Source organism: Kutzneria chonburiensis (assembly GCF_028622115.1).
Classification (GTDB): domain Bacteria; phylum Actinomycetota; class Actinomycetes; order Mycobacteriales; family Pseudonocardiaceae; genus Kutzneria; species Kutzneria chonburiensis.
On sequence record NZ_CP097263.1, the window covers coordinates 9,127,503 to 9,147,989 of the forward strand.

The window sequence follows — 20,487 nt, forward strand, 5'->3', positions numbered from 1 at the left end:
ACCGCCAGTGCGGTCTCAATGCCGCAAACCGGGCACTGCTACACCTCGGTCTGAAACCAGCACTCCACGGTGCCATTCGCGCCGTGGATGGGTGAGGCCTGGGCGAACGGGCAGACCGCGCGATATCGGCGGTCGGACAAGGTGAGCATCCGTCGGCTCGGGGCCTTACCGTCGAAGCCTGGGTGCTGATGGGAAAGGCGTGCCGATGGCCACTTTCGACGAACGGGAGAGGCGGGCGCTGGGTGGGCTGCTGGCGCGCGACCAACAGGCGCGTGAGGCGAGGCCGGACCAGGCGCTGGAGCGCCCGGGGCTGAGCTTCGCGGAGTTCTTCGACATGCTGGTGGCGGGGTACGCGGACCGGCTGGCGCTGGGGGAGCGGGCGACGGAGGCGAGTTCGCCCAGCCGGCCGACGTCGAACCGGGGCTGCCGGCCGGCGAGGACATTCCCCATCTCACCATCGAGTTGATCCGCACGTACGCCGCTGATCTCGGCCTGAACTGAGGAGCGACCATGGACTACGACTACGTGGTGATCGGGGCCGGATCGGCCGGTTGCGTGGTGGCGGCCCGACTGCTGGCCCGTACGGACGCGAGGGTGCTGGTGATCGAGGCCGGCGCCGGTCGGGCCGATGCCCCGACCATCACGAACCCCTCGCGGTGGGTGGAAAACCTCGGCTCCGAGTACGACTGGCAGTACTCGTACGAGCCGAGCCCGCACGTCGCCGGGCGCAGGATTCCGTTGGCCCGTGGCAAGGTCGTCGGCGGCTCCGGCAGCATCAACGCGACCGCCTGGGTCCGTGGCAACCGGCACGACTTCGACGGCTGGGCCGCGATGGGCAACGAGGGCTGGGAGTACGACTCCGTGCTGCCGCTGTTCAAACGCTCCGAGGACTGGGAGGACGGCGAGACCGACCATCACGGGGCCGGCGGACCGATACCGGTCGAGCGGGTCAAGGACCTGCACCCGGCGGCGTCGGCGCTGATCGACAGCGGCATCAGCCTCGGCCTGCCCTACCTCGACGACTACAACGTCCCGGAGCCGTTCGGGGTCGGGCCGCTCTCGCTCAACGTCCGCGACGGGATGCGCAAGAGCCCGTGGGACGGCTACCTCGGGCCACTGCAAGACAATCCGCGGCTGACCCTGCGCAGCGGGGCCCGGGCACGGCTGCTGACGTTCGCCGGGACGCGGTGCACCGGCGTCGAATACGAGTGGCAGGGCCAAATCCACACCGCCACGGCGTCGTCGGAGGTGATCCTCTGCGCCGGCGCGATCGACAGCCCACGGCTGCTGCTGAACTCCGGCATCGGCCCCGCCGACGAGCTGTCGGCGCTCGGCATCCACGTCCTCGCCGACCTGCCCGTCGGTCGTAACCTCCAGGACCACCCGCTCCTGGGCGGTTTCTGCTTCGAGACCGAGGAACTGCCGCCGGTGAGCGGCAATCTCTCCGGCAGCAGCCTGTTCTGGCGGAGCCGCCCGGAGTTCGTCGTCCCGGACATCATGCTCGTCTCCATGCAGGTCCCTTACCTCACAGCGGAACTGGCGCAGGAGTATCCGCCGCCGGCGCACGGTATCGCGCTGCTGCCAGGCCTGATGCGCCCGCAGAGCCGGGGCTACGTAAGGCTTCGAGCCGTGGACGGGCCGCTGGAGATCCAGTCGAACTTCCTGGCTGCGCAGGCAGATGTGGAAGCCCTCCTGGCGGCCGTCGAGCTGTGCACCGAGCTGGCCGTGGAACCGGCCTACCGCAAGCTGATCCGCTCGTGGGTCGCGCCTGCGCGGCGAATGTCCAGGGATGAGGCCGTTTCCTTCATTCGCACGGCGTGCTCCAGCTACTTCCACCCCGTCGGCACGTGCGCCATGGGCACCGTGGTCGACTCGCGGCTCGAAGTGCACGGCATCGACGGTCTGCGCGTCGCCGACGCCTCGGTCATGCCGACGATCACCTCGGCCAACACGCACGCCCCGACCATCATGATCGCCGAGGCCGCCGCCGATTTTCTGAGCTGACCACCGGGGTGGACAGGCGGGTGGCGACTGTGGCACGGTTTATCGAAGGGGAGCTGGGGAAATAGCTGATCGGCGGGGCGCGATTCGTGGGCGAGGGGTGGAGGTTCCGCCTGCTGGGGCCGCTGGAGGTCCGGCACGACGGCACGGTGCTGCCGATCGCCGCGGCCAAACAGCGGGTCCTGATCGCCGTGCTGGCGCTGGCCGGCGGCGAGCCGGTGCCGGCGGAGCGCCTGATCGAGTGCCTGTGGGGCGACGAGCCGCCGATCACGGCCCGCAACACCCTGAAGAACTACGTGCTGCGACTGCGCCGAACGTTCCAAGTGGACAGTGGCCTGCTGGCCACGTCCGCGGCCGGCTACCGGCTGGACATCGACCGCGATGCCGTTGACGTGCATCGATTTCAGGATGCGATCAAGACGGCCAAACATGACGAAGCCTCACTGGACGAGGCTCTGGCTCTGTGGCAGGGACAGCCGCTGGCCGACGTGCCGAGTGACGTGCTGCACCGCGAAGTGGTGCCGGGCCTGATGGCGCTGAGGCTGGCCGCCCGGGAACATCGGGTCGACCTCGACCTGAACCGCGGCCGGCACCGCGAACTGGTCGACGAACTCCTGGTGCTGGCCACCGAAAACCCGCTGCGGGAAGGCATCTGGGCCCGGCTGATGCTGGCCCTGTACCGCAGCGGCCGACCGGCCGAGGCCTTGGACGCCTATCGCCGGGCCGGCGAGGTGTTGGCCGAGGAACTCGGCGTCGACCCTGGGCCGGAGCTGAAGAAGCTGCACCAGGCCGTGTTGACCAGAGATCCGGCGCTGACGATCACCGGGAAGCGCGCGACCGTCCCACGCCAACTCCCGGCCGCCACCGCGCATTTCGTTGGCCGCAACGCCGAATTGGCCGGCCTCAGCGCCCGGCTGCCGGCCACGCCATTGATGGTGATCTCGGCCATCGCCGGTACCGCGGGCGTCGGCAAGACCACGCTGGCCGTGCACTGGGGCCACCAGCACGCGGACCGGTTCCCCGACGGCCAGCTGTACGTCAACCTGCGCGGATTCGGCGGCACGCCGGTGCAACCGGCCACCGCGGTCCGGGGATTCCTGACCGCACTGGGCCAGGCGAACGTGCCAACCGAGCCGGACGACCAGTTCGCGCTCTACCGCTCGCTGCTGGCCGAGCGGCGCATGCTCGTCGTACTGGACAACGCCCGTGACGCCGACCAGGTGCGGCCGTTGCTGCCCGGCACCGCCGGCTGCGTCGTGCTCGTGACCAGCCGCGATCAGCTCGCCGGGCTGGTCGCGCTGGACGGCGCCGTGCCGCTGACCCTCGACCTGTTCACCCACGACGAGGCCCGCGACATGCTGGTCCGCCGCCTGGGCGACCGCGTCGAACACGAGCAGGCCGCGGTCGACGAGCTGATCGAGGCCTGCGCGCGGCTGCCGATCGCGTTGAACATCGTTGCCGCGCAAGCGGTCCTGAACCCGACCCGGCCGCTGGCCGCGCTGGCCGAGGAACTGCGCGACGCCCGCCGCCGGCTGGACGTCCTCGGTTCCGTGGCCGACGTGCGGACAGTGTTCTCCTGGTCGTACCAGGCCCTCAGTGCTGAAGCGGCCCGCGTGTTCCGGCTGCTGGGTCTGCACCCAGGCCCGGACATCGGCCGTGACGCGGCCGCCGACCTGGCTGCCCTGGACCTCGACCGCACCGACGCGGCCCTGGCCGAGCTGACCCGGGCACACCTCGTCACCGAGCACGCCGGCCGGCACACCATGCACGACCTGCTCCGCTCGTACGCCGCTGACCAGGCCAGGGACGACGACCGGCCGGCGGCCCTGCGGCGGGTCGTCGACTACTACCTGCACACTGCGCATGCCGCCGACCGCGCCATGGACCCGCACCGCCGGCTGGCCCAGTTCGACCCGCCCGGCCCGGACACGCATCCCACGCCGATACCGGACGCGGCGGCCGCGATGACCTGGTTCGACGCCGAGGACCTCAACCTGGTGGCCGCCCAGCAGTTGGCCGTCGACCACGGTTGGCACGGAGCGGTCTGGCAGCTGGCCTGGGAGGTCAGCGGCTACCACCTGCGGCGGGGCCGCCGCCACGACCGCGTCGCCATGTGGCGCGCGGCGGCCGATGCCGCCGAGCAGCTGGGCGATCCGATCGTCCGGCTTCGCGTGCTGCGCCTGCTCGGCCGCGCCTACGCCGACGTCGGCCGGCACGAGGAGGCCCGCGAGCAGCTGGAGCTGGCGCTGGCCGTCGCCGAGCAGGCACACGACCTCGAACAGCAGGCCCATACCCACGTCACGCTGGCGATCGCCGGCGAGCGGCACGCCGACTACCGCTGGTCGCTGACCCACGCCCTACAGGCCTGCCAACTCTTCGAGCAGATCGACCGGCCGGTGTGGAAGGCCGACGCGCTCAACCTGGCCGGCTGGATGTCGGCCAAGCTCGGCGAGTACGACGCCACCTACGACTACTGCGGCGAATCCCTGACGATCTACCGCGACCGCGGCGACACCGAGGCCGAGGCGACCGTGCTGGACAGCCTCGCCTTGGCCTACCGCCTCGACGGCCGGCACCGCGAGTCCGTCGACCACTACCAGCAGGCCCTCGTGCTGTTCCGCCGCCACGGCGTGACCAACGAGATCGCGCAGGCCCTCGACAACATGGCCCAGGCCCACCTGGCCCTCGGCGAGCGCGAGCAGGCCCGCGCCGCCTGGCAGGAAGCGCTCGAGGTGTACCGGCGTCAGGACGACGTCCAGAACGCCGATCTCATCCAGGAACGGCTCGACGCCCTCTGGTGAGGGGTCTCCCTAGAACGGCCCGTTCCGGCCGCTGAACAGCCGCGCCGCCGCGATCGTGAAGCCAGACTCGCTGCAAAGCCCCATTCGCAGAGGAGCAGGCGTGGCTTCGTACGACGGCTCGAACGTAGACACCGATGCGATGCGCGGTGGCGCGCGGACCATCTCCACCACGAGCAACCAGATCCAGGGTGTGCGCACGAAGGTCGACCACACCATGCAGGACCTGTTCGTCAGCTGGCAGTCGGACGCGGCGGTGGTGTTCCAGGACGCCATGGGGGCGTTCGACCAGACCGTGCAGTCGATCATGGTCAGGTTGAACCGGCTGTCCGAGGACGTGGTCAACGCGGCACAGCAGTACGACCACCGGGACCAGGACAACACCTCGGGCGCCCGCAACGCGGCCGGCGCCATCGGTGGCCTGTCCAACTTCTGATCCCCACGGCGACAAGGACAAAACCCATGGCACTCGGCCAGTTCCAGATCAGCTTCCAGTCCATGCAGGAGACCGTCGAGCGGGCCAAGCAGCAGTCCAACGAGATCAGCGAGCTGCTGGCCGCGATGAAGACCGAGGTCGACAAGCACCGGGCGCACTGGGTCGGCTCCGCCGCCGACTCGTTCCAGCAGGCCTACGACGACTGTCACCAGAAGGCGCTCGTGCTGCCGCAGGCGCTCGACGCGGCCGGCCGGACCCTGGCCGCCATCAACGAAGGCACCTCGGACACGGAGTCGGCCAACGCCAAGCGGTTCGGGCCGCAGTAGCCGATGAACGGCAACGAGCCCACCAAATCCGTGCAGCAGCAGGAGCAGGAGAACAAGCGGCAGGAGCAGCAGGACGCCGACCACAACAAGAAGTTCGAGCAGTACAAGGGCGACGGCTCGCAGGCCAAGCCGCTGGACATGCGCTCCGACGGCAACAAGCACGACGACCCGCCCAAGGTGCCCGGCACCGACCCGGCCCACCCGGGCAAGGGCGACACCGCGGTCAACACCGCGGCGATGGCCCGGTTCGCCTGGAACATGGGGATTCTGGCCAACACGGTGAGCGCGGTGAACAAGAGCCTGGTGCCGGCGGTCTACGTCAAGCCCGGCGCGTTCCTCACGGCCAAAGCCAAGGTGCAGAAGCCGGTCGGCACGGTGGGCGACAACCTCGTCACGGCCACCGAGAAGATCCACACGATGCTGCTGGACGTCATCGACGACGTGGGCAAGACGCTGCTGGCCTACGAGAAGGCCGACGAGCTCAACAAGATGACCGCCGACAAGTACAACGAGCTGTTCAACCAGTCCGGCGGCGACCTGGACAACGTCAAGTGGGGCGGCTCCGGCAGCTGAGGCGGCGGCCCGGCGGCGGATTGAGGGAAGATGACGGACGACGGCAGCAAGACCAAGCCCACCGGGACGACGACGCACTCCGACGGCGGGGTGTGGCCGGACGGGGACGACGGCAAGGCGACCATGGACCCGGCCGACCGGGGCAAGGATTTCGCCGGCCTTGACTGGAAATCGATCGAGGCGCTCGTCCTCGGCGGCGGCGCCCTGCCCAAGGGGCAGGGCGCCGACACCGTGACCTACGTCGATCCGCAGACCCTGGTGAACTCGGCCGCGGTCCTCAGGAGCGCCTACCTGAACCTGCACATGGTGGCCCGGTCCATTGCCGACCAGACCAACGCGCTGGCCGGCGAGGACGGATCGTGGAAGGGGCCGGCCGCCGCCCGGTTCCGGGTCATGATGCTGAACCTGTCACACAAGGTCGACGCCGTGGCCAACGTGATCGTGGACGCCAAGAACGGCCACGACGTGCCGGAGCAGCTGCTCGACCTCGGCGGCTGGCTGGTGTGGGCGCAGAACGAGCTGCGCAACATCGACTACTTCTACGCCAAGCAGATCTGGGACCTCGGCAGCGAGTACCGGCTCGACGGCAACCGGGCGTTCATCTCCAAGAAGCCCGAGGTGGTCGAGATGATGACCAACGACATGCGCAAGGTCGGCGACCAGCTGGCCACCCACTACTACGACCACTTCGTGCTGCCGGGCTTCAGCAATCCCAAGGCATTGCCGGAGCCGACGCCGGAACCGCCCGGCGGCGGCGACAAAGGCGGCAAGGGCGGCGACAAGTACGACGCCAACGTGCCCAAGCCGCAACCCCAGCCGACGCCGTTCCACTACGCCCCGCCGAACCTCAAGAACAACCCGGACTACAAGCCCGGGCCGCCGCCCGGGGACCACAAGACGGATCCACCGCCGAAGTACCAGACGGACCCGCCGCCCCACTACAAGACCGATCCGCCACCGGGGTACCAGGGCGGGCCGCCGCCGGTCAACCAGCAGCAGCCGCCGGCGATCCAGCACTACAACCCGAACTCCGGGCCGGAGAACAAGAATCTCCACGGTCCCGACAAGCTCAACGACCCCGACAACCTGCTGCACTACAAGTCTTCGCCGCCACCCGGCAACACCGGCGGGCCGCCGGTCACGCCGGTGCCACTGACCCTCGGCCCCGGCCCGGCCACGGGTGGTGGCGACAACCTCAAGCTCCCCAACCGCAACCTCGGCCCCGGACCCGGCACGGGTGGCGGCAACAATCTCAAGTACCCGAACCGTGATTTCGGTCCCGGCCCGGGTACGGGTGGCGGCGAGAACCTCAAGTCGCCCGGCGGCGGTGACATCAGGTCGCCGCACATCTCGGACCCGCCCGGCGGCACCGATCACCTGCACGACAACGCCCTGAACCCGACTCAGCTGCCGCCAGGGTTGCAGAACAACAACACCCGCGGCGGAGGCGGCACGCCGTTCATGCCGCCCAACGGCATGGGTGGTTCCGGCCTGCAGAATCCGCCGGTCGCGGACCGTCCGGATTCGTCGGGACTGCTCGGCGGCGTGGAACACGCGTGGACCGGCAACACGCCCGACAACCTCGGCGACCCGAGGGTGCACGGCGAAACCCCGCCGCAGAGCCCGAACTCGTGGGGCATGCCGTTCATGCCCCCTGGGGGTATGGGTGGATCGGGTATGCAGAACCCACCCGTGGCGGAGCGACCGGACTCGGCCGGGCTGCTCGGCGGCGAACACCTTGCCTGGACGGGCGAGCAGCCCGACGGCGTCGGCGATCCCGAGTCCACCGGGGCAACGCCGGCCGGCATCTGGGCCGGGCCCGAGCCCATCATGGGCCTGTACGAGAGCGACCTGCCGAATCTGCCCGCTGCCGTCGAAACCGTTAAGCAGCAACAACTACTGCCGGGCTGGCCGGCTACGCCACCGGCCGGGCGCACAGAACCGGAGGAGCCGGAGATGAACTGGGTCGCCGAAGACGTGCGTGTGCCGGTGGTACGGCCCACTGGTGCGGAAGACATGTCGGCCTGGGATGTCGGTGCCGCCGAGTTCTTCAGCGGCCTGATGCCGTTGTCCGTCACCGAGGAGATCACCACCGACATCGTCGAACGCAGCGACGAGCCATGGGGCGGGACGTACCACCGGATGCGCGTGGGTGAGTCCCTGTCCGAGCCGCTGCCTTCCTGCGGCGGCGATGACTACGAGCCCGACGAGTCCGAAGTGGACGAAGCCGTCGAGGACCGAGCGGTTGCCGACCTGCTCCGTCAGGACGACACCGCATGGGGCGGCGCGAAGAGCTCATTGGGCGTGCTCGAATGAGCACCGAGACGGTGAAGCGGGGCCCGCGCGCGGCCGGCCCCGAGCGACCCGAGGGGCAGGAAGAGCTCCAGGAGCCGCCGGTGCTGGCCGAACCGGCGGTGCGGGACCTGAACTCGCTGCTCATGATGCTGCCGATGGGCATCGGCTCAATGGTCATGGTGCTGGCGTTCTCCGGCATCGCCGGCAGTTCGCCGATGACGTACGTGGTCGGCGGCGGCATGGGGATCTCGATGATCGCCATGAGCCTGGCCCAGCTGACCCGTGGGGCCACCGACCGCAAACGCAAGATGATGGCCGAGCGACGGGACTATCTCCGCTACATCGCCCAGGTCCGTGAGCGCGCGCGGTCGACGGCCGAGCAGCAGCGCCAGGCCGTGGCCTGGAACAACCCGTCGCCGGATGCGTTGTGGTCCTTGGCTTTGGGCCCGCGGCTGTGGGAACGCCGTGGCAGTCACGACGACTTCGCCCGGGTGCGCATCGGGTTGGGCACGCAGCAGTCGGCGCTGGAACTCGTCTCGCCGGTGACCAAGCCGATCGAGGACCTGGAGCCGCTGTCGGCGATCTCGTTGCGCCGCTTCACCGAGACGTACCGAACGCTGTCGGGCATCCCGACGGCTGTCGGGCTGCGCAGCTTCACCAGCGTCGAGTTCGACGGCGGCCTGGACGCGGCGACCGCGCTGGTCCGGGCGATGCTGGCCCAGCTGGTGACCTTCCACTCGCCGGACGAACTCCGCGTCGCCGTGCTGACCACGCCGACCGCCCAGGCCGGCTGGGACTGGGTGAAGTGGTTGCCGCACAACCATCATCCGACGCTGCGGGACGAGGCCGGGCCGCTGCGGCTGCTGGCCGTCGACCACGACGAGCTGATGGACGTGCTCGGCCCGGACGTGGCCGACCGTGACGATCACGACAAGTCGGCGGTGCCGACGACGACCGAGCCGTTCGTGGTGATCGTGGCCCACCTGGCCGTGATTCCCGAGTCGTCCCGGCTGTTGGGCGCGGGCCTGCGCAACGTGGTCGTGCTGGACGTCAGCGGCGCGCTGCCCGGCGGTCCCAAGGTGTTGCGGCTCACCGCCACCGAGGACCGGGTCGAGTTTCCGACCGGCGACACCGTCGGCTCCGCGGTGCGCGACGAGTTGTCGGTGCCGCAGGTCGAGGCGTTGGCCCGGCTGCTGTCGCCCAAGCGGACCAGCGGCACGCTGGAGATCGCCGAGCAGCCGCTGGAAAGCGATTTCGGGCTGACCGCGCTGCTCGGCATCCGGGACGTGCACACCTTCGACGTCGTCGCCCAGTGGCGGCCGCGGGCGGCGCAGCGGGCGCGGATGTCGGTGCCGATCGGCGTCACCGAGGACGGCGAGATCGTCGAGCTGGACCTGAAGGAGTCGGCGCAGGGCGGTATGGGCCCGCACGGCATGCTCATCGGGGCCACCGGCTCGGGCAAATCGGAGCTGCTGCGGACACTCGTGCTCGGCCTGGCCGCCACGCACTCCTCGGAGATCCTCAACTTCGTGCTGGTGGACTTCAAGGGCGGCGCGACCTTCCTCGGCATGGACCGGCTGCCGCACACCTCGGCGATGATCACCAACCTGGCCGACGAGTTGCCGCTGGTCGACCGTATGCAGGATTCACTCAACGGGGAGATGGTCCGGCGGCAGGAACAGCTGCGCGCCAGCGGGTATCCCTCGCTGTTCGAGTACGAGAAGGCCCGCGCGGCCGGCGAGCAGCTGGCCCCGATGCCCACGCTGTTCCTGGTCGTGGACGAGTTCTCCGAGCTGCTCGGCGCGAAGCCGGAGTTCATGGAGCTGTTCGTCTCGGTCGGCCGGCTCGGCCGGTCGTTGGGCGTGCACCTGCTGCTGGCGTCGCAGCGGCTGGACGAGGGGCGCATCCACCGGGTGGAAGGCCATCTGTCGTACCGGATCGCGTTGCGCACGTTCTCGTCCATGGAGTCCCGCAACGTCATCGGCGTCGGCAGCGCCTACGAGTTGCCGTCCGAGCCCGGCAACGGGTATCTCAAGATCGACACGGTGAATCTGGTGCGGTTCAAGGCCGCTTACGTGTCCGGCCCGGTGCCGGCCGGTGCGGGCGAGGGCGTCGCCGTGGACGCCGCGCACGCCGGTCTGGACGTCGTCCCCTTCCATACCCAAGCTCACCCGGCCCGGTTGATCCTGCGGGACAACGACATAGAAGAGTCCGATGTGGACACCGTCGAGGTGGCCGTCGGCGAGATGACGCTGGCCGACGCCTTCGTCGACCGGTTGACCGGGGCCGGCCCGGCGGCACGCCAGGTGTGGCTGCCGCCGCTGGCGGAGTCGCCCAGCCTGGATTCGTTGCTGCCGACCGTGTTGCCCGACCCGGACCGCGGCATGACCGTGCAGGACCCGGCCCACTGGGGCGGGCTGCGGGTGCCGATGGGCATGATCGACCGGCCGTTCGAGCAGGTCCGGGAGCTGCTGATGGCCGACCTGTCCGGCGCCGCCGGCCACGTCGCCGTGGTCGGCGGGCCCAAGTCGGGCAAGTCGACCATGCTGCGGACACTGATGCTGGCCCTGGCCATGACCCACACCCCGCGCGAAGTCCAGTTCTACGGCCTGGATTTCGGCGGTGGCGGCATCATGTCGGTCAGCGGCCTGCCGCACGTTGGCTCGGTGGCCACTAGGCTGGAGCGGGACCGCGTCGTGCGGACGATCGAGGAGATCGCCCAGGTCATGGAGCACCGGGAGGCGGTGTTCGCGTCCCGGGGCATCGAGTCCATCCAGACGTACCGGCAGCTGGTGCGGGACGGCGCGCTCGACGACCCGTTCGGCGATGTGTTCCTGGTCGTGGACGGGTGGTTCACCCTGCGCAACGACTACGCCGACCTGGAGCAGCGCATCGGCGAGCTGGCCTCGCGCGGCCTGTCGTTCGGCGTGCACGTGGTGATCGCCTCCACCCGCTGGTCGGAGATCCGCCCGTACCTGCGTGATCTGCTGCAAACCCGCTTCGAGCTGCGGCTGGGCGACCCGATGGAGTCGGAGATCGGCACTCGCAAGGCCAAGACCGTGCCCGGCCAGCCCGGCCGCGGCCTGACGCCGGAGGGCCTGCACTTCCTGGCCGGGCTGCCCCGGATGGACGGCAGCAGCGGCGAGGACGACCTGGCCACGGCGACGAAGTCGGTGGCGGAGGAGGTCCGGCTGTTCTGGCCGGGCCCGGCCGCGCCGGCCGTGCGGCTGCTGCCGGCGACGCTGCCCATCACCCGGCTGCCGCCGTCCGACGGCGACCTCCGGGTCGCGCTCGGCCAGGACGAGCAGCGGCTTTCCCCGGTGTGGCACGACTTCTCGGCCACGCCGCACCTGCTGGTGTTCGGCGACAACGAGACCGGCAAGACCAACCTGCTGCGGCTGGTGATCCGCTCCGTGCTGGCCCGCTATCAGCCGGGTGAAGCCAAGATCCTGCTGGCCGACCCGAGCCGCATGCTCGACCAGGAGGTGCCCGAGGCGTACCGCGTCGGCTATGCCACGACCGGCGAAGCGCTGAAGTCGTTGGCCACGCAGGCCAGTGTGTCGCTCACGCCGCGAGTCCCGGATCAGAGCATCGCCGCCGACCGGCTCAAGCGCCGCGACTGGTGGACCGGACCCCGGCTGTTCGTCGTGATCGACGACTACCAGCTGCTCACCGACGGCATGGGGTCGCCGCTGGAGCCGTTGCTGCCGTTGCTTGCCCAGGGCGCGTACACCGGGTTCCATCTCGTGCTGGCCCGCAGCACGTCCGGGGCGATGCGGGCGCTGAGTGACGCTGTCGTGCGGCGGGTGTGGGAGTTGGGCAACCCCGGTGCGGTGTTCTCGTACCCCAAGGAGGAAGGCAAGTTCCTCGGCGAGGCGACGCCGCGCAACCTGCCGCCCGGCCGTGCGCAGCTGGTCACCCGGCGTGGCGTCAAGTTGATGCAGACCGGCTTCGTGCCGGAGTTGGCCATGACCGAGAGGACGTCGCGATGAACACGCTGACCGGCGAACAGTGCCGGATCACCGTGTACGGGCCGAAGGGACGGGCCGATCTGTCGGTGCCGCTGTCGGTGCCGCTGACCAGCCTGCTGCCCATCCTGGTGCGCCACACCGGTTCCGATGCCGAGCCGGGGCAGGCATGGGTGTTGCAACGGCTCGGCCAGGCGCCGCTGGACCCGTCGGGCACGCCGGAGTCGCTGGACTGGCAGGAAGGCGAGGAGTTCCATCTCCGCGCCAGCCAGGATCCGTTGCCGGAGCTGGACTTCGACGACATCGCCGAGGGCATGGCCACCATGGTGAGCCGCCGGCCGGGACGCTGGCAGCCGGAGTTCAACCGCCGCCTCTTCCTCGGCTTCGCGATCTTCGCTCTGGTCGTGCTGACCCGCGTGCTGGTTTACCCCGGTGCCACTGGATTGTCGGTCGGTGGGTCCATTGTGGTCTCACTCGGGTTGTTGGTGGCAGCGGTGTCCTGTGGGGTGCGGTCGACCGACCGGGCGCTGCTCTTGCTGCTCGGTCTCGGCGGGTGCGGATTCGCCTTTCTGACCGGGTACTTGGCGGTCGGCGGGATGTGGTCGTTGCTGTCCGGGTGTTTGGCGGCGGTGATCGCCGGCGGGGCGGTGCTCGGCGGGCGGGCGGCGTGGTCGCCCCACGTCCCGTTCACACCGTTCGGCACGGTGGTGGCGACCGGTGTGGCCGGGGCGGTCTCGTTGTGGCTGCACCTGGGGGCCGGTTTCTCACCGGTGCAGGCCAGCGGGGTCGCTTGCACTGTGCTGGTGGGCTTTCTGGTGTTCGCGCCTCGGATCGCCGTGCGGTTCGCCCATATCCGTGGCCCGCAGCTGCCCCGTTCGGCCAAGGAGCTCCAGTTCGACATCGAGCCCGAGCCGGCCGACCGGATGGCCACCCGAACCGGCTACGCCGACGGTTACCTGACCATGGCCTGCGTCGCCGCCGCGGTGGTTTTCGCCTACTGCTACCCGGTTCTGCTGGCCGGTGGGCTGTTCCCGGCGATCACGGGCGGCATGGTCGCAGCGGCGGCGTTGATGCGGTCGCGCAGCCTGCTGGGCGTGTGGCAACGGGTTCCGCTGGCCGTGTCCGGCGCGATCGGGTTGGCGCTGCTCGGTTTCTCGCTGATCTCCCAGCTTTCCGCGCCATGGCGGGGCGCGAGTATCGCCGGGCTGGCACTGGTGTTCTTCCTGCTGGTGCTGGCCATGCTGCGGCCGCCGCCGCGCCGGCTGCTGCCGATCTGGGGACATCTGGCCAACTGGCTGGAGACGCTGAGCGCGGTCGCGCTGGTGCCGATCCTGCCCGAGCTGTTCGGCCTGTACGGCTGGATGGTCGGGCTCGCGGGGTGAGGGAAACATGGTGCAGACACAGAAGGATCACGTCGAGGCGCATTCGTTCCTCATCGGCCGGATCACCTCGGCCCTGGTGCTGGGCAACGCCAGCCACCTGGACGTGCCCGGGAGACGCGCTTGGCACGGACTGCTGATCGGCGTGCTGCTGGCGGTGCTGATCGGCGCGGGCTTTTTCGTGTACGGCCTGCTCGCGCACGGCTTCGGCACACCGCCCGCCGCGCATTGAGACGAAGGGACGACGGTGGACCTCTCACAGGTGCTTCGGCGGGGCAACGGTTCTGCGCGTTCCGGCCTCGGCAGGCACACGGTCGGCAACGCGCTGGTGGTGCATCTCCCGAACGGCATGACCGAGGAGGCACAGGCTCTCGCACTCGGTGTCGCGCCCGACACCGAGCACGACCTCGTCGTGCTCGACCTGCCGGTGGATCTGCCGGTGTCGATCTGGGAGTCGGTGGCCGAGGTGCTGCCCCGGCGACGGCGCGGTGTCCGGCTGGTGATCGGCGGCCGGTCCCGTGAGGGCACCGCGCTGGCCGGGCAGTGGCTGGCCGAGCGCATCAACCGCCCGGTGCTGGCCCCGGACGGCGTGGTATTCCCCAGTGCGGGTGGCGCTCTGTTCGTCCACTCTGGACAGTCGAGCGGTTGGGTGCGGTTCCAGCCCGGCCGGCCGTCGGCCTGGGATTCCAAGCGCTTTCCTCGTCCGGCTTGGGATTCCCGGCAGACCGCGGAGACCACTGTCACCAGTTCGACCGGCGTCGCCGAGCCGCTGCCCGGCGGGTTCTGGATCCGCCCGACCGGCGGCGACACGGTCGCCAACCAGCACCGTCGGGCGTTGATCACCGCGATGCCGACCCAGCACGAGACGATGACGATCGTGCTGGGCTGCCCTGGCCTGCCGGCACTGTCCCTCGACGATGTGGCCCGGCTGTGGATGAAACTGCCGGCCGACGTCCGGGCCAACGCTCGATTCGTCCAGTACGGACCGGTTTCCGCCGATGGGCCGTACGGACAGGCGCTGGCCGACCTGCTGGCCGAGCGCACCGGCGTCTACACGGGGCTGCCTATCGGTTCGCCGGATGCGCCGGTGATACGCACGGTCCTGCCGGACGGCTCGCCCGGCTGGTATCCGTCCGCGCGTGAAATCGGTTACCGGCCAAGGGAATCGCCGGAGCTCCGCGGGTACCGTGCGCCGATCGACGGGCTCAACGAGATCGCCCCCGCGGTCTACTGGTACGCCCCGGACGCCGTGATCGAGGTCGTGCAGTCGGGTCTGCTGGTGCGGCCGCCGCAGGACGGCCCGAACACGCCGGCCGTACGGGCGCTCACCATCGATCCCAGCCTGCACACCCTGGCCTACGACCCCGCGGTCGATGCCGACGAGCCCCGGATGTTGTTGCTGGCCCAGGATGTGTTGGCCCGGCTCGATCAGCGGACCCGTCAGATGAGCCGCGTGCTGCCCGCTGCTGCGCTACTGCACGCCCGAGCCCAGGTACGGCCGGTCGAACGGACCGTGGCCATGCGAGTGATCCCGCCCGCGCTGCCGGCGGCCGAACCGCAAGCCCCGGTGCCGGAGGTCATCGAGAGCGTCGATGCGCACGATGCGCCTCAGGAGATACCCCCGGCCGGTATTCCTCCCGTAGAGATCCCGGTCGGCGTCGCACCCACTGACGTGAAACAGGTTCTGGAGCAGCCCAAGGCCATGACCGTGGCCGCTCGGCTCAACCCCACGCCGGCCGTGGCTCGGCTGCGCGTCCAGTCGACGCCCGGGGCCGACGCGACCGCGCTGCTGCCGGCTCGTGGCGTGGAGAAGGAACGGGAGTGGCTGCGCCGGTCGCTGGGCGCGGAGTTCGGCGTGCGATCCAATGCCGTGGCCCGAATCCTGTCTCAACATCCCGGCTTCCAGGGGGCCTTGTCGACGTCGTCGGCCCAAGTGCTGACCGATGCCGTGGCCGTGCAGCTGTATCTTTCGGCCAGCGGCGCGTCGATCGACCACGAACTGCGCACCGGCGCGAACGGGCCGCACGTGCCCCTCGCCCGCTGCGTGGTGTCCGGGCTGAGCCGGCTGCCGTCGCACCGGGGGACCGCGACTTTCGCGACGACGCTGCCGCCCGAGGCATGGAAGCTGCTGGTATCCCGGCCGGCCTTGACCGAGTGGGGTTTCCTCAACACGCTCACCCGACAGTCGTCCACTCTGGACGGTGACGTCGAGGTGCTGGTGTGGTCGATCACCGGGCGTCGCACCAAGTTGCTGGAACCGGCCGAGGGCGGGGTGGACAACCGGGTGGTGTTCGTGCCCGGCACGAGCTTCAAGGTGCTGCGGGCACAGCAACCGTCGGCGGCCGCACGAGGCGTGGTGCTGCTGCGGGAGTTGACCACGGGCGAGGTCGACGACGACGGTCGGGTGGCCACGGATCGCGTGGCGTTGGACGAGCTGGCGACGACCGCGCTCGACCGCGAGCTGGAGCGGTGGGCCGGACAGGATCCGGCCGGGTCGGAGCTCGACGACCGGGCCGCCGGGCGGTTCGGCGCGTTCCCGGGTCTGGTGTGAGGGTGGAGAGGCGGAAGGGATGAACCGACAGCTGCTTGTGGTCGGCGACGGCGGGTTGCCGACCATCGGCGCGGCGCTGGCGCAGGCGCAGCCGGGGGCGACGATCAGCGTGCGCCCCGGCCGCTACGAGGAGAACCTCGTCGCCGACCGGATGGTGCGTCTCGTTGCCGAGCCAGGCACGGTGGAAGTGTTGGCGCCCAGGGGGAGTGTGCTCGTCGTCAATGCCGAAGCGGTGCAGCTGAGCGGCTTCACCCTGACCGGCGCGGACGAGACCATGGTGGCGGTCGACGTCGTGCGCGGCGAGGCGGCGCTCGACGAGTGCCGGGTCTCCGGCGCGTCGTGGGCGACGTTGTTGGCCCGGTTGCAGGGTAGCCTGGCCGTTCGAGGGTGCACGGTGACCGGCACGGGCGGTGCTGCCGTCGTGATCGCCTCGCCCGCGCAGTCGACCATCGAGGACAGCGAGATCGTCGACGCGGCGTCTACCGGCGTGGTAGTGGCCGAGGTCGGATCCGTTGTGCTGCGCCGAAGTGTGGTACGGGGCGCGGGTGGCAACGGCGTGTGCGTCAACGGCGATGCGGTCGCCGTGCTGGAGCGGTGCGAGATCATCGGCGCGCAGAAGCCGGCCATGGTGGTCGAGCAGCGCGGCCGGGCGACGATCACCGAGCTGACCGTCCGGGACAGCGTCAGCGTGGACCTCTACGTGACCAGCGAGGAACACGTTTCCGTTGCCTCATCAACGTTTCTGTCCGCGCCGCTGCAAGCCGTGCATATCGCCGCGATGGCCGCGCCAGTGCTGCGTGAGTGCTTGTTCTCCGGTGCCGGGCGCAACGCGGCACAGGTCACCGGCTCGGCTGCGCCCCGGTTCCTGGACTGCTCGTTCGACGGCTCGCCGGTGACGATCCTCGTCGACGAACAGGCGCGGCCCCGCTTCGAACGCGCGACCGTGCGCAACTCGACGCAGACGGCCCTGGAGATCACCGGCGACGCCGAGGTGACCGTCAACGGCCTGCGAGTGTCGGCCGGCGACCTTCAGGTCACCGCGACCGCGCGGCTGGCGGCGACCGACCTTGAGGTAACCGCCGGAGTCGTGTCCTTCGCCAGCGGCACCCCGAGCTCGGTCACCTCCCTCTTCGTACGCGGCAGCGTGCATGTGGCCGGCACGGGGGAAATCTCCTTGCACGACTGCGAGGTCGCCGAGTCGCCGACCGACGGGATCACCGTGGAGTCGGGGGCGACGCTGACGGCGTCCCGGTGCCGGGTGACCGGCGCGCGAGCCAACGGGGTTCGGGTTGCCGAGGGTGCTCGGGCCTCGCTTGTCGAGTGCGAAGTCCTTGACGCCGGCCAGGAAGGGTTCCGGGTCGACAGCACCGACGGCGTCATCCTGCGCGACTGCGTGGTGAACGACGAGGCGTCGAACTCGTTCGAACCGCCGGTCGAGCAGAACCTGTCCGAGGCGGCCGGCCAGGTGCTCGACGGGCCGCTGGGCGAGCTGGAGTCGCTCGTCGGCCTGGCCGGCGTGAAAAAAGAGGTCACCGGCCTGATCAATCTGATCAAGATGTCCCAGCTGCGGGAGCGGATGGGGCTGCCGATGCCGCCGATGAGCCGGCACCTGGTGTTCGCCGGGCCGCCCGGCACCGGCAAGACCACGGTCGCCCGGCTCTACGGCGCCGTGCTGGCCGAGCTCGGCATCCTGGCCAAGGGGCACATGGTCGAGGTGGCGAGGCAGGACCTGGTCGGCCAGTACATCGGGTCCACCGCGATCAAGACGACCGAGGTGGTGCAGAAGGCCATCGGCGGCGTGCTGTTCATCGACGAGGCGTACACCCTGGCCGCGGGCGGCGGCGGCTCCGGGCCGGACTTCGGCCAGGAGGCCATCGACGCGCTGATGAAGATCATGGAGGACCAGCGCGACTCGCTCGTGGTCATCGTCGCCGGCTACTCCGAGCAGATGGACGGCTTCCTCGACTCCAACCCCGGCCTCGCGTCCCGCTTCACCCGCACCATCGAATTCCCCAACTACAGCGTGGACGAGCTGGTCACCATCGCCGGCGGGCTGATCCGCAAGCACTACTACGAGCTGACCGAGGACGGGCTGGCCGCGGTCCGCGACTACTTCGAGCGCATCCCCAAGAACTCGACCTTCGGCAACGGCCGCGTGGCCCGCAAGCTGTTCGAGGCCATGGTGAACAACCAGGCGTCCCGGCTGGCGCTGAGCCCGCCGGCCAAGGACTCCGAGCTCAACCGGCTCACCGCCGACGACCTCGGCTCGGAGCTGAGCCAGCTGCCGGCCGCGGGCACGCAGACGTCGGTGCCGGTCACCGCCGACCCGGCCTGTGCGGTCGGCTCGAGCGTTGTGTGGCAGCGGCTCGACGGGCTGGTCGGCCAGGCCGCGGTACGGGAAAGCGCACAGCGGCTGCTGGTTCGGCTCGGTGGCCTGGCCCGGGAGCGTCAACCTATTGGCCACCACGGCAATCTGGTGATCAGCGGCGAACGCGGCAGCGGCCGTACCGAGTTCGCCCGGTTGTATGCCTTGAGCCTGGCCGAACTCGGCCTGGTCCCGGTCGGTCAGCTGGTGCGCCGCCGCCTCGCGAACGAGCTGTCCCCGCGCTGGCCCGGCCAGGCCGAGCACCTGGTCCGGGCCGCGCTGGACGACGCCGCCGGCGGCACCCTCGTGGTGGATCTCGACGGCGACTGGGACACCGGCGCCCACGGTCCAGGTGTGGAGGCGCTGGAGGCACTCGCCGGGTCGGTTGACCGCCGTCCAGCCGACCCGGTCGTGGTGCTCACCGGGCCCGCCGAGCGGATCGGGCTGCTGCGCAAGCAACTTCCAGTGCTGCGGGAGCTGTTCGGCACCGGGTGGGCTCTCGGTCCGTACACAGTGGACGAACTCGCCGAGATCGCGGTGCGGTTGCTGGTCCGGCGGGGCCATGACGTGCCCGAGGACGTACGGGCCGCGCTGGTGCACGAACTTGCCGCCGCGAGTCGGCAGACCGTGCACGCGGCACACGAACTGGCCGGCATGCTCTCGGCCGCCGCCGCTTCCCGCACTTTGGCCGCCGCCGACCTGCGCGGCATTCGCCCGGGGTACGCACTCGGCGCGGGCCTGGCCGCGGTCGGCTGACCTTCAGGAGAAAACGTATGGACACCAACGAAAAGGCCCTGGCCGCCGCGCTCGACGCCTACCAGCGCCAGCGCGCGAACTTCGACCAGGCCCGGGCCTCCCTCGCCAGCATCACCAGCAGCGTCACCTCGCCGCGGCGCGAGGTGACCGCCACCGTCGGGCACGTCGGCGAGTTGACCGAGATCTCCTTTCCCACCAGCGCCTACAAGCGCATGACACCGGTCGAGCTCGGCGCGGTGATCGTCCGCACGGTCGGCGCCGCCCGGGAGAAGTCCGTCACCGCCGCCGCTGACGTGATGGCTCCCATGCTGCCGCCGAGCCTTTCCGCTCGGGATTTGATGAGCGGCAAGGTCGACGCCGACGCTCTGTTCTCCGCCGGCGCACCGCGATCGGGGGAGGGCGCGTGACCGACAAGTTCTTCGTCGATTCCGATGGTCTCAACGACGGCAGCAAGGGCTTCTCCGCGAAGTCCGACGAGCTGCTCGACGTGCTGGCCTACGTCAAGTCCGTGGCCGATCCCGGCCGGATCGCCAAGGCCGTCGGCGGCGACAAGTACGGGCACATGTTCCTCGAGTCCAACCAGCCGTTGGTCGACGGCGTGCTGTCCGGTGTGCTCACCTGGGCGCTGGCCGTCAAGGGCACGTCCGGTGCGGTGCGGGACATGTCGCATTCGTTCGTCGACGTCGACTCCGGCGCACATGACGCGTCCCGCGCGTTGCGGGACAACCTCCTGGAGATCAACGGCCTGCTGATCAAAGGCGGGTCGAACGACTCGCCGCCGGTGGACAAGCACTTGGTGGACACCAGCCACAATCCGCCGCTGCGGGCCGGGATCGTCGTGCGGGAACGCGACGCCCCGGTGCACAAGAAGCCCGTCAAGCTCGAGCCGACCACGAGCACGGTCGTGCACCTGGTCGACGGAAACGCCATACCGGACAAGGCCGAACGAGCGTCGACCGAGGGGTGGGCGCCCGCCTTCCGCGGCCGGGCCCCGGAGCAGCCGCTGCGCGGGACCGAGCCGGTCAAGCCGACGGAGTAG

At 70.2% G+C, this 20,487-nt stretch carries 14 protein-coding genes; all 14 read left to right on the top strand.

What is annotated here, in order from left to right; genetic code table 11:
• Window positions 1-205 precede the first annotated feature (205 nt).
• Window positions 206-466 (top strand): hypothetical protein, encoded by a 261-nt coding sequence (locus M3Q35_RS42505; RefSeq protein WP_273938246.1) that lies wholly within the window; start codon window positions 206-208, stop codon window positions 464-466.
• 44 nt (window positions 467-510) lie between these two features.
• Complete coding sequence (locus tag M3Q35_RS42510; RefSeq protein ID WP_273938247.1) at window positions 511-2,004, top strand: GMC family oxidoreductase; 1,494 nt, start codon at window positions 511-513, stop codon at window positions 2,002-2,004.
• A gap of 86 nt (window positions 2,005-2,090) precedes the next feature.
• Window positions 2,091-4,802, top strand: coding sequence for an AfsR/SARP family transcriptional regulator (locus M3Q35_RS42515; protein WP_273938249.1), 2,712 nt, complete (start codon window positions 2,091-2,093; stop codon window positions 4,800-4,802).
• Between the two features lie 100 nt (window positions 4,803-4,902).
• Window positions 4,903-5,235, top strand: a complete 333-nt coding sequence (locus M3Q35_RS42520) for a WXG100 family type VII secretion target (protein WP_273938250.1) — start codon at window positions 4,903-4,905, stop codon at window positions 5,233-5,235.
• A 26-nt stretch (window positions 5,236-5,261) separates the two neighbouring features.
• Window positions 5,262-5,561 (top strand): WXG100 family type VII secretion target, encoded by a 300-nt coding sequence (locus tag M3Q35_RS42525; protein WP_273938251.1) that lies wholly within the window; start codon window positions 5,262-5,264, stop codon window positions 5,559-5,561.
• A gap of 3 nt (window positions 5,562-5,564) precedes the next feature.
• Window positions 5,565-6,134 carry a hypothetical protein gene (locus M3Q35_RS42530; RefSeq protein ID WP_273938252.1) on the top strand — a complete coding sequence of 190 codons (570 nt, stop codon included), beginning with the start codon at window positions 5,565-5,567 and terminating at the stop codon, window positions 6,132-6,134.
• Window positions 6,135-6,164: 30 nt separating this feature from the next.
• A complete protein-coding gene (locus M3Q35_RS42535; RefSeq protein WP_273938253.1) occupies window positions 6,165-8,450 on the top strand; it encodes a hypothetical protein in 2,286 nt (761 codons plus the stop codon).
• Window positions 8,447-12,421 carry a type VII secretion protein EccCa gene (eccCa, locus tag M3Q35_RS42540; RefSeq protein WP_273938254.1) on the top strand — a complete coding sequence of 1,325 codons (3,975 nt, stop codon included), beginning with the start codon at window positions 8,447-8,449 and terminating at the stop codon, window positions 12,419-12,421. Before M3Q35_RS42535 ends, eccCa begins: the two co-directional genes overlap by 4 nt.
• A complete protein-coding gene (eccD, locus tag M3Q35_RS42545) occupies window positions 12,418-13,779 on the top strand; it encodes a type VII secretion integral membrane protein EccD (protein ID WP_273938255.1) in 1,362 nt (453 codons plus the stop codon). Before eccCa ends, eccD begins: the two co-directional genes overlap by 4 nt.
• A 7-nt stretch (window positions 13,780-13,786) precedes the next feature.
• Window positions 13,787-14,008 carry a type VII secretion protein EccB gene (locus M3Q35_RS42550; RefSeq protein ID WP_273938256.1) on the top strand — a complete coding sequence of 74 codons (222 nt, stop codon included), beginning with the start codon at window positions 13,787-13,789 and terminating at the stop codon, window positions 14,006-14,008.
• A gap of 15 nt (window positions 14,009-14,023) precedes the next feature.
• On the top strand, window positions 14,024-16,327 hold the full coding sequence (locus M3Q35_RS42555) for a hypothetical protein (protein ID WP_273938257.1): 2,304 nt from the start codon (window positions 14,024-14,026) through the stop codon (window positions 16,325-16,327).
• A 19-nt stretch (window positions 16,328-16,346) separates the two neighbouring features.
• Window positions 16,347-19,448: a right-handed parallel beta-helix repeat-containing protein gene (locus M3Q35_RS42560; protein ID WP_273938258.1), complete on the top strand. Its 3,102-nt coding sequence runs from the start codon at window positions 16,347-16,349 to the stop codon at window positions 19,446-19,448.
• Window positions 19,449-19,465: 17 nt separating this feature from the next.
• Window positions 19,466-19,855, top strand: coding sequence for a YbaB/EbfC family nucleoid-associated protein (locus tag M3Q35_RS42565; RefSeq protein WP_273938259.1), 390 nt, complete (start codon window positions 19,466-19,468; stop codon window positions 19,853-19,855).
• Window positions 19,852-20,487: a hypothetical protein gene (locus M3Q35_RS42570; RefSeq protein ID WP_273938260.1), complete on the top strand. Its 636-nt coding sequence runs from the start codon at window positions 19,852-19,854 to the stop codon at window positions 20,485-20,487. Before M3Q35_RS42565 ends, M3Q35_RS42570 begins: the two co-directional genes overlap by 4 nt.

Bases quoted from the DNA above. Each gene is read 5' to 3' on its own strand.
- M3Q35_RS42505 (WP_273938246.1), top strand. From the start codon at position 206: ATGGCCACTTTCGACGAACGGGAGAGGCGGGCGCTGGGTGGGCTGCTG.
- M3Q35_RS42510 (WP_273938247.1), top strand. From the start codon at position 511: ATGGACTACGACTACGTGGTGATCGGGGCCGGATCGGCCGGTTGCGTG.
- M3Q35_RS42525 (WP_273938251.1), top strand. From the start codon at position 5,262: ATGGCACTCGGCCAGTTCCAGATCAGCTTCCAGTCCATGCAGGAGACC.
- M3Q35_RS42530 (WP_273938252.1), top strand. From the start codon at position 5,565: ATGAACGGCAACGAGCCCACCAAATCCGTGCAGCAGCAGGAGCAGGAG.
- M3Q35_RS42535 (WP_273938253.1), top strand. From the start codon at position 6,165: ATGACGGACGACGGCAGCAAGACCAAGCCCACCGGGACGACGACGCAC.
- eccCa (WP_273938254.1), top strand. From the start codon at position 8,447: ATGAGCACCGAGACGGTGAAGCGGGGCCCGCGCGCGGCCGGCCCCGAG.
- eccD (WP_273938255.1), top strand. From the start codon at position 12,418: ATGAACACGCTGACCGGCGAACAGTGCCGGATCACCGTGTACGGGCCG.
- M3Q35_RS42550 (WP_273938256.1), top strand. From the start codon at position 13,787: ATGGTGCAGACACAGAAGGATCACGTCGAGGCGCATTCGTTCCTCATC.
- M3Q35_RS42560 (WP_273938258.1), top strand. From the start codon at position 16,347: ATGAACCGACAGCTGCTTGTGGTCGGCGACGGCGGGTTGCCGACCATC.
- M3Q35_RS42565 (WP_273938259.1), top strand. From the start codon at position 19,466: ATGGACACCAACGAAAAGGCCCTGGCCGCCGCGCTCGACGCCTACCAG.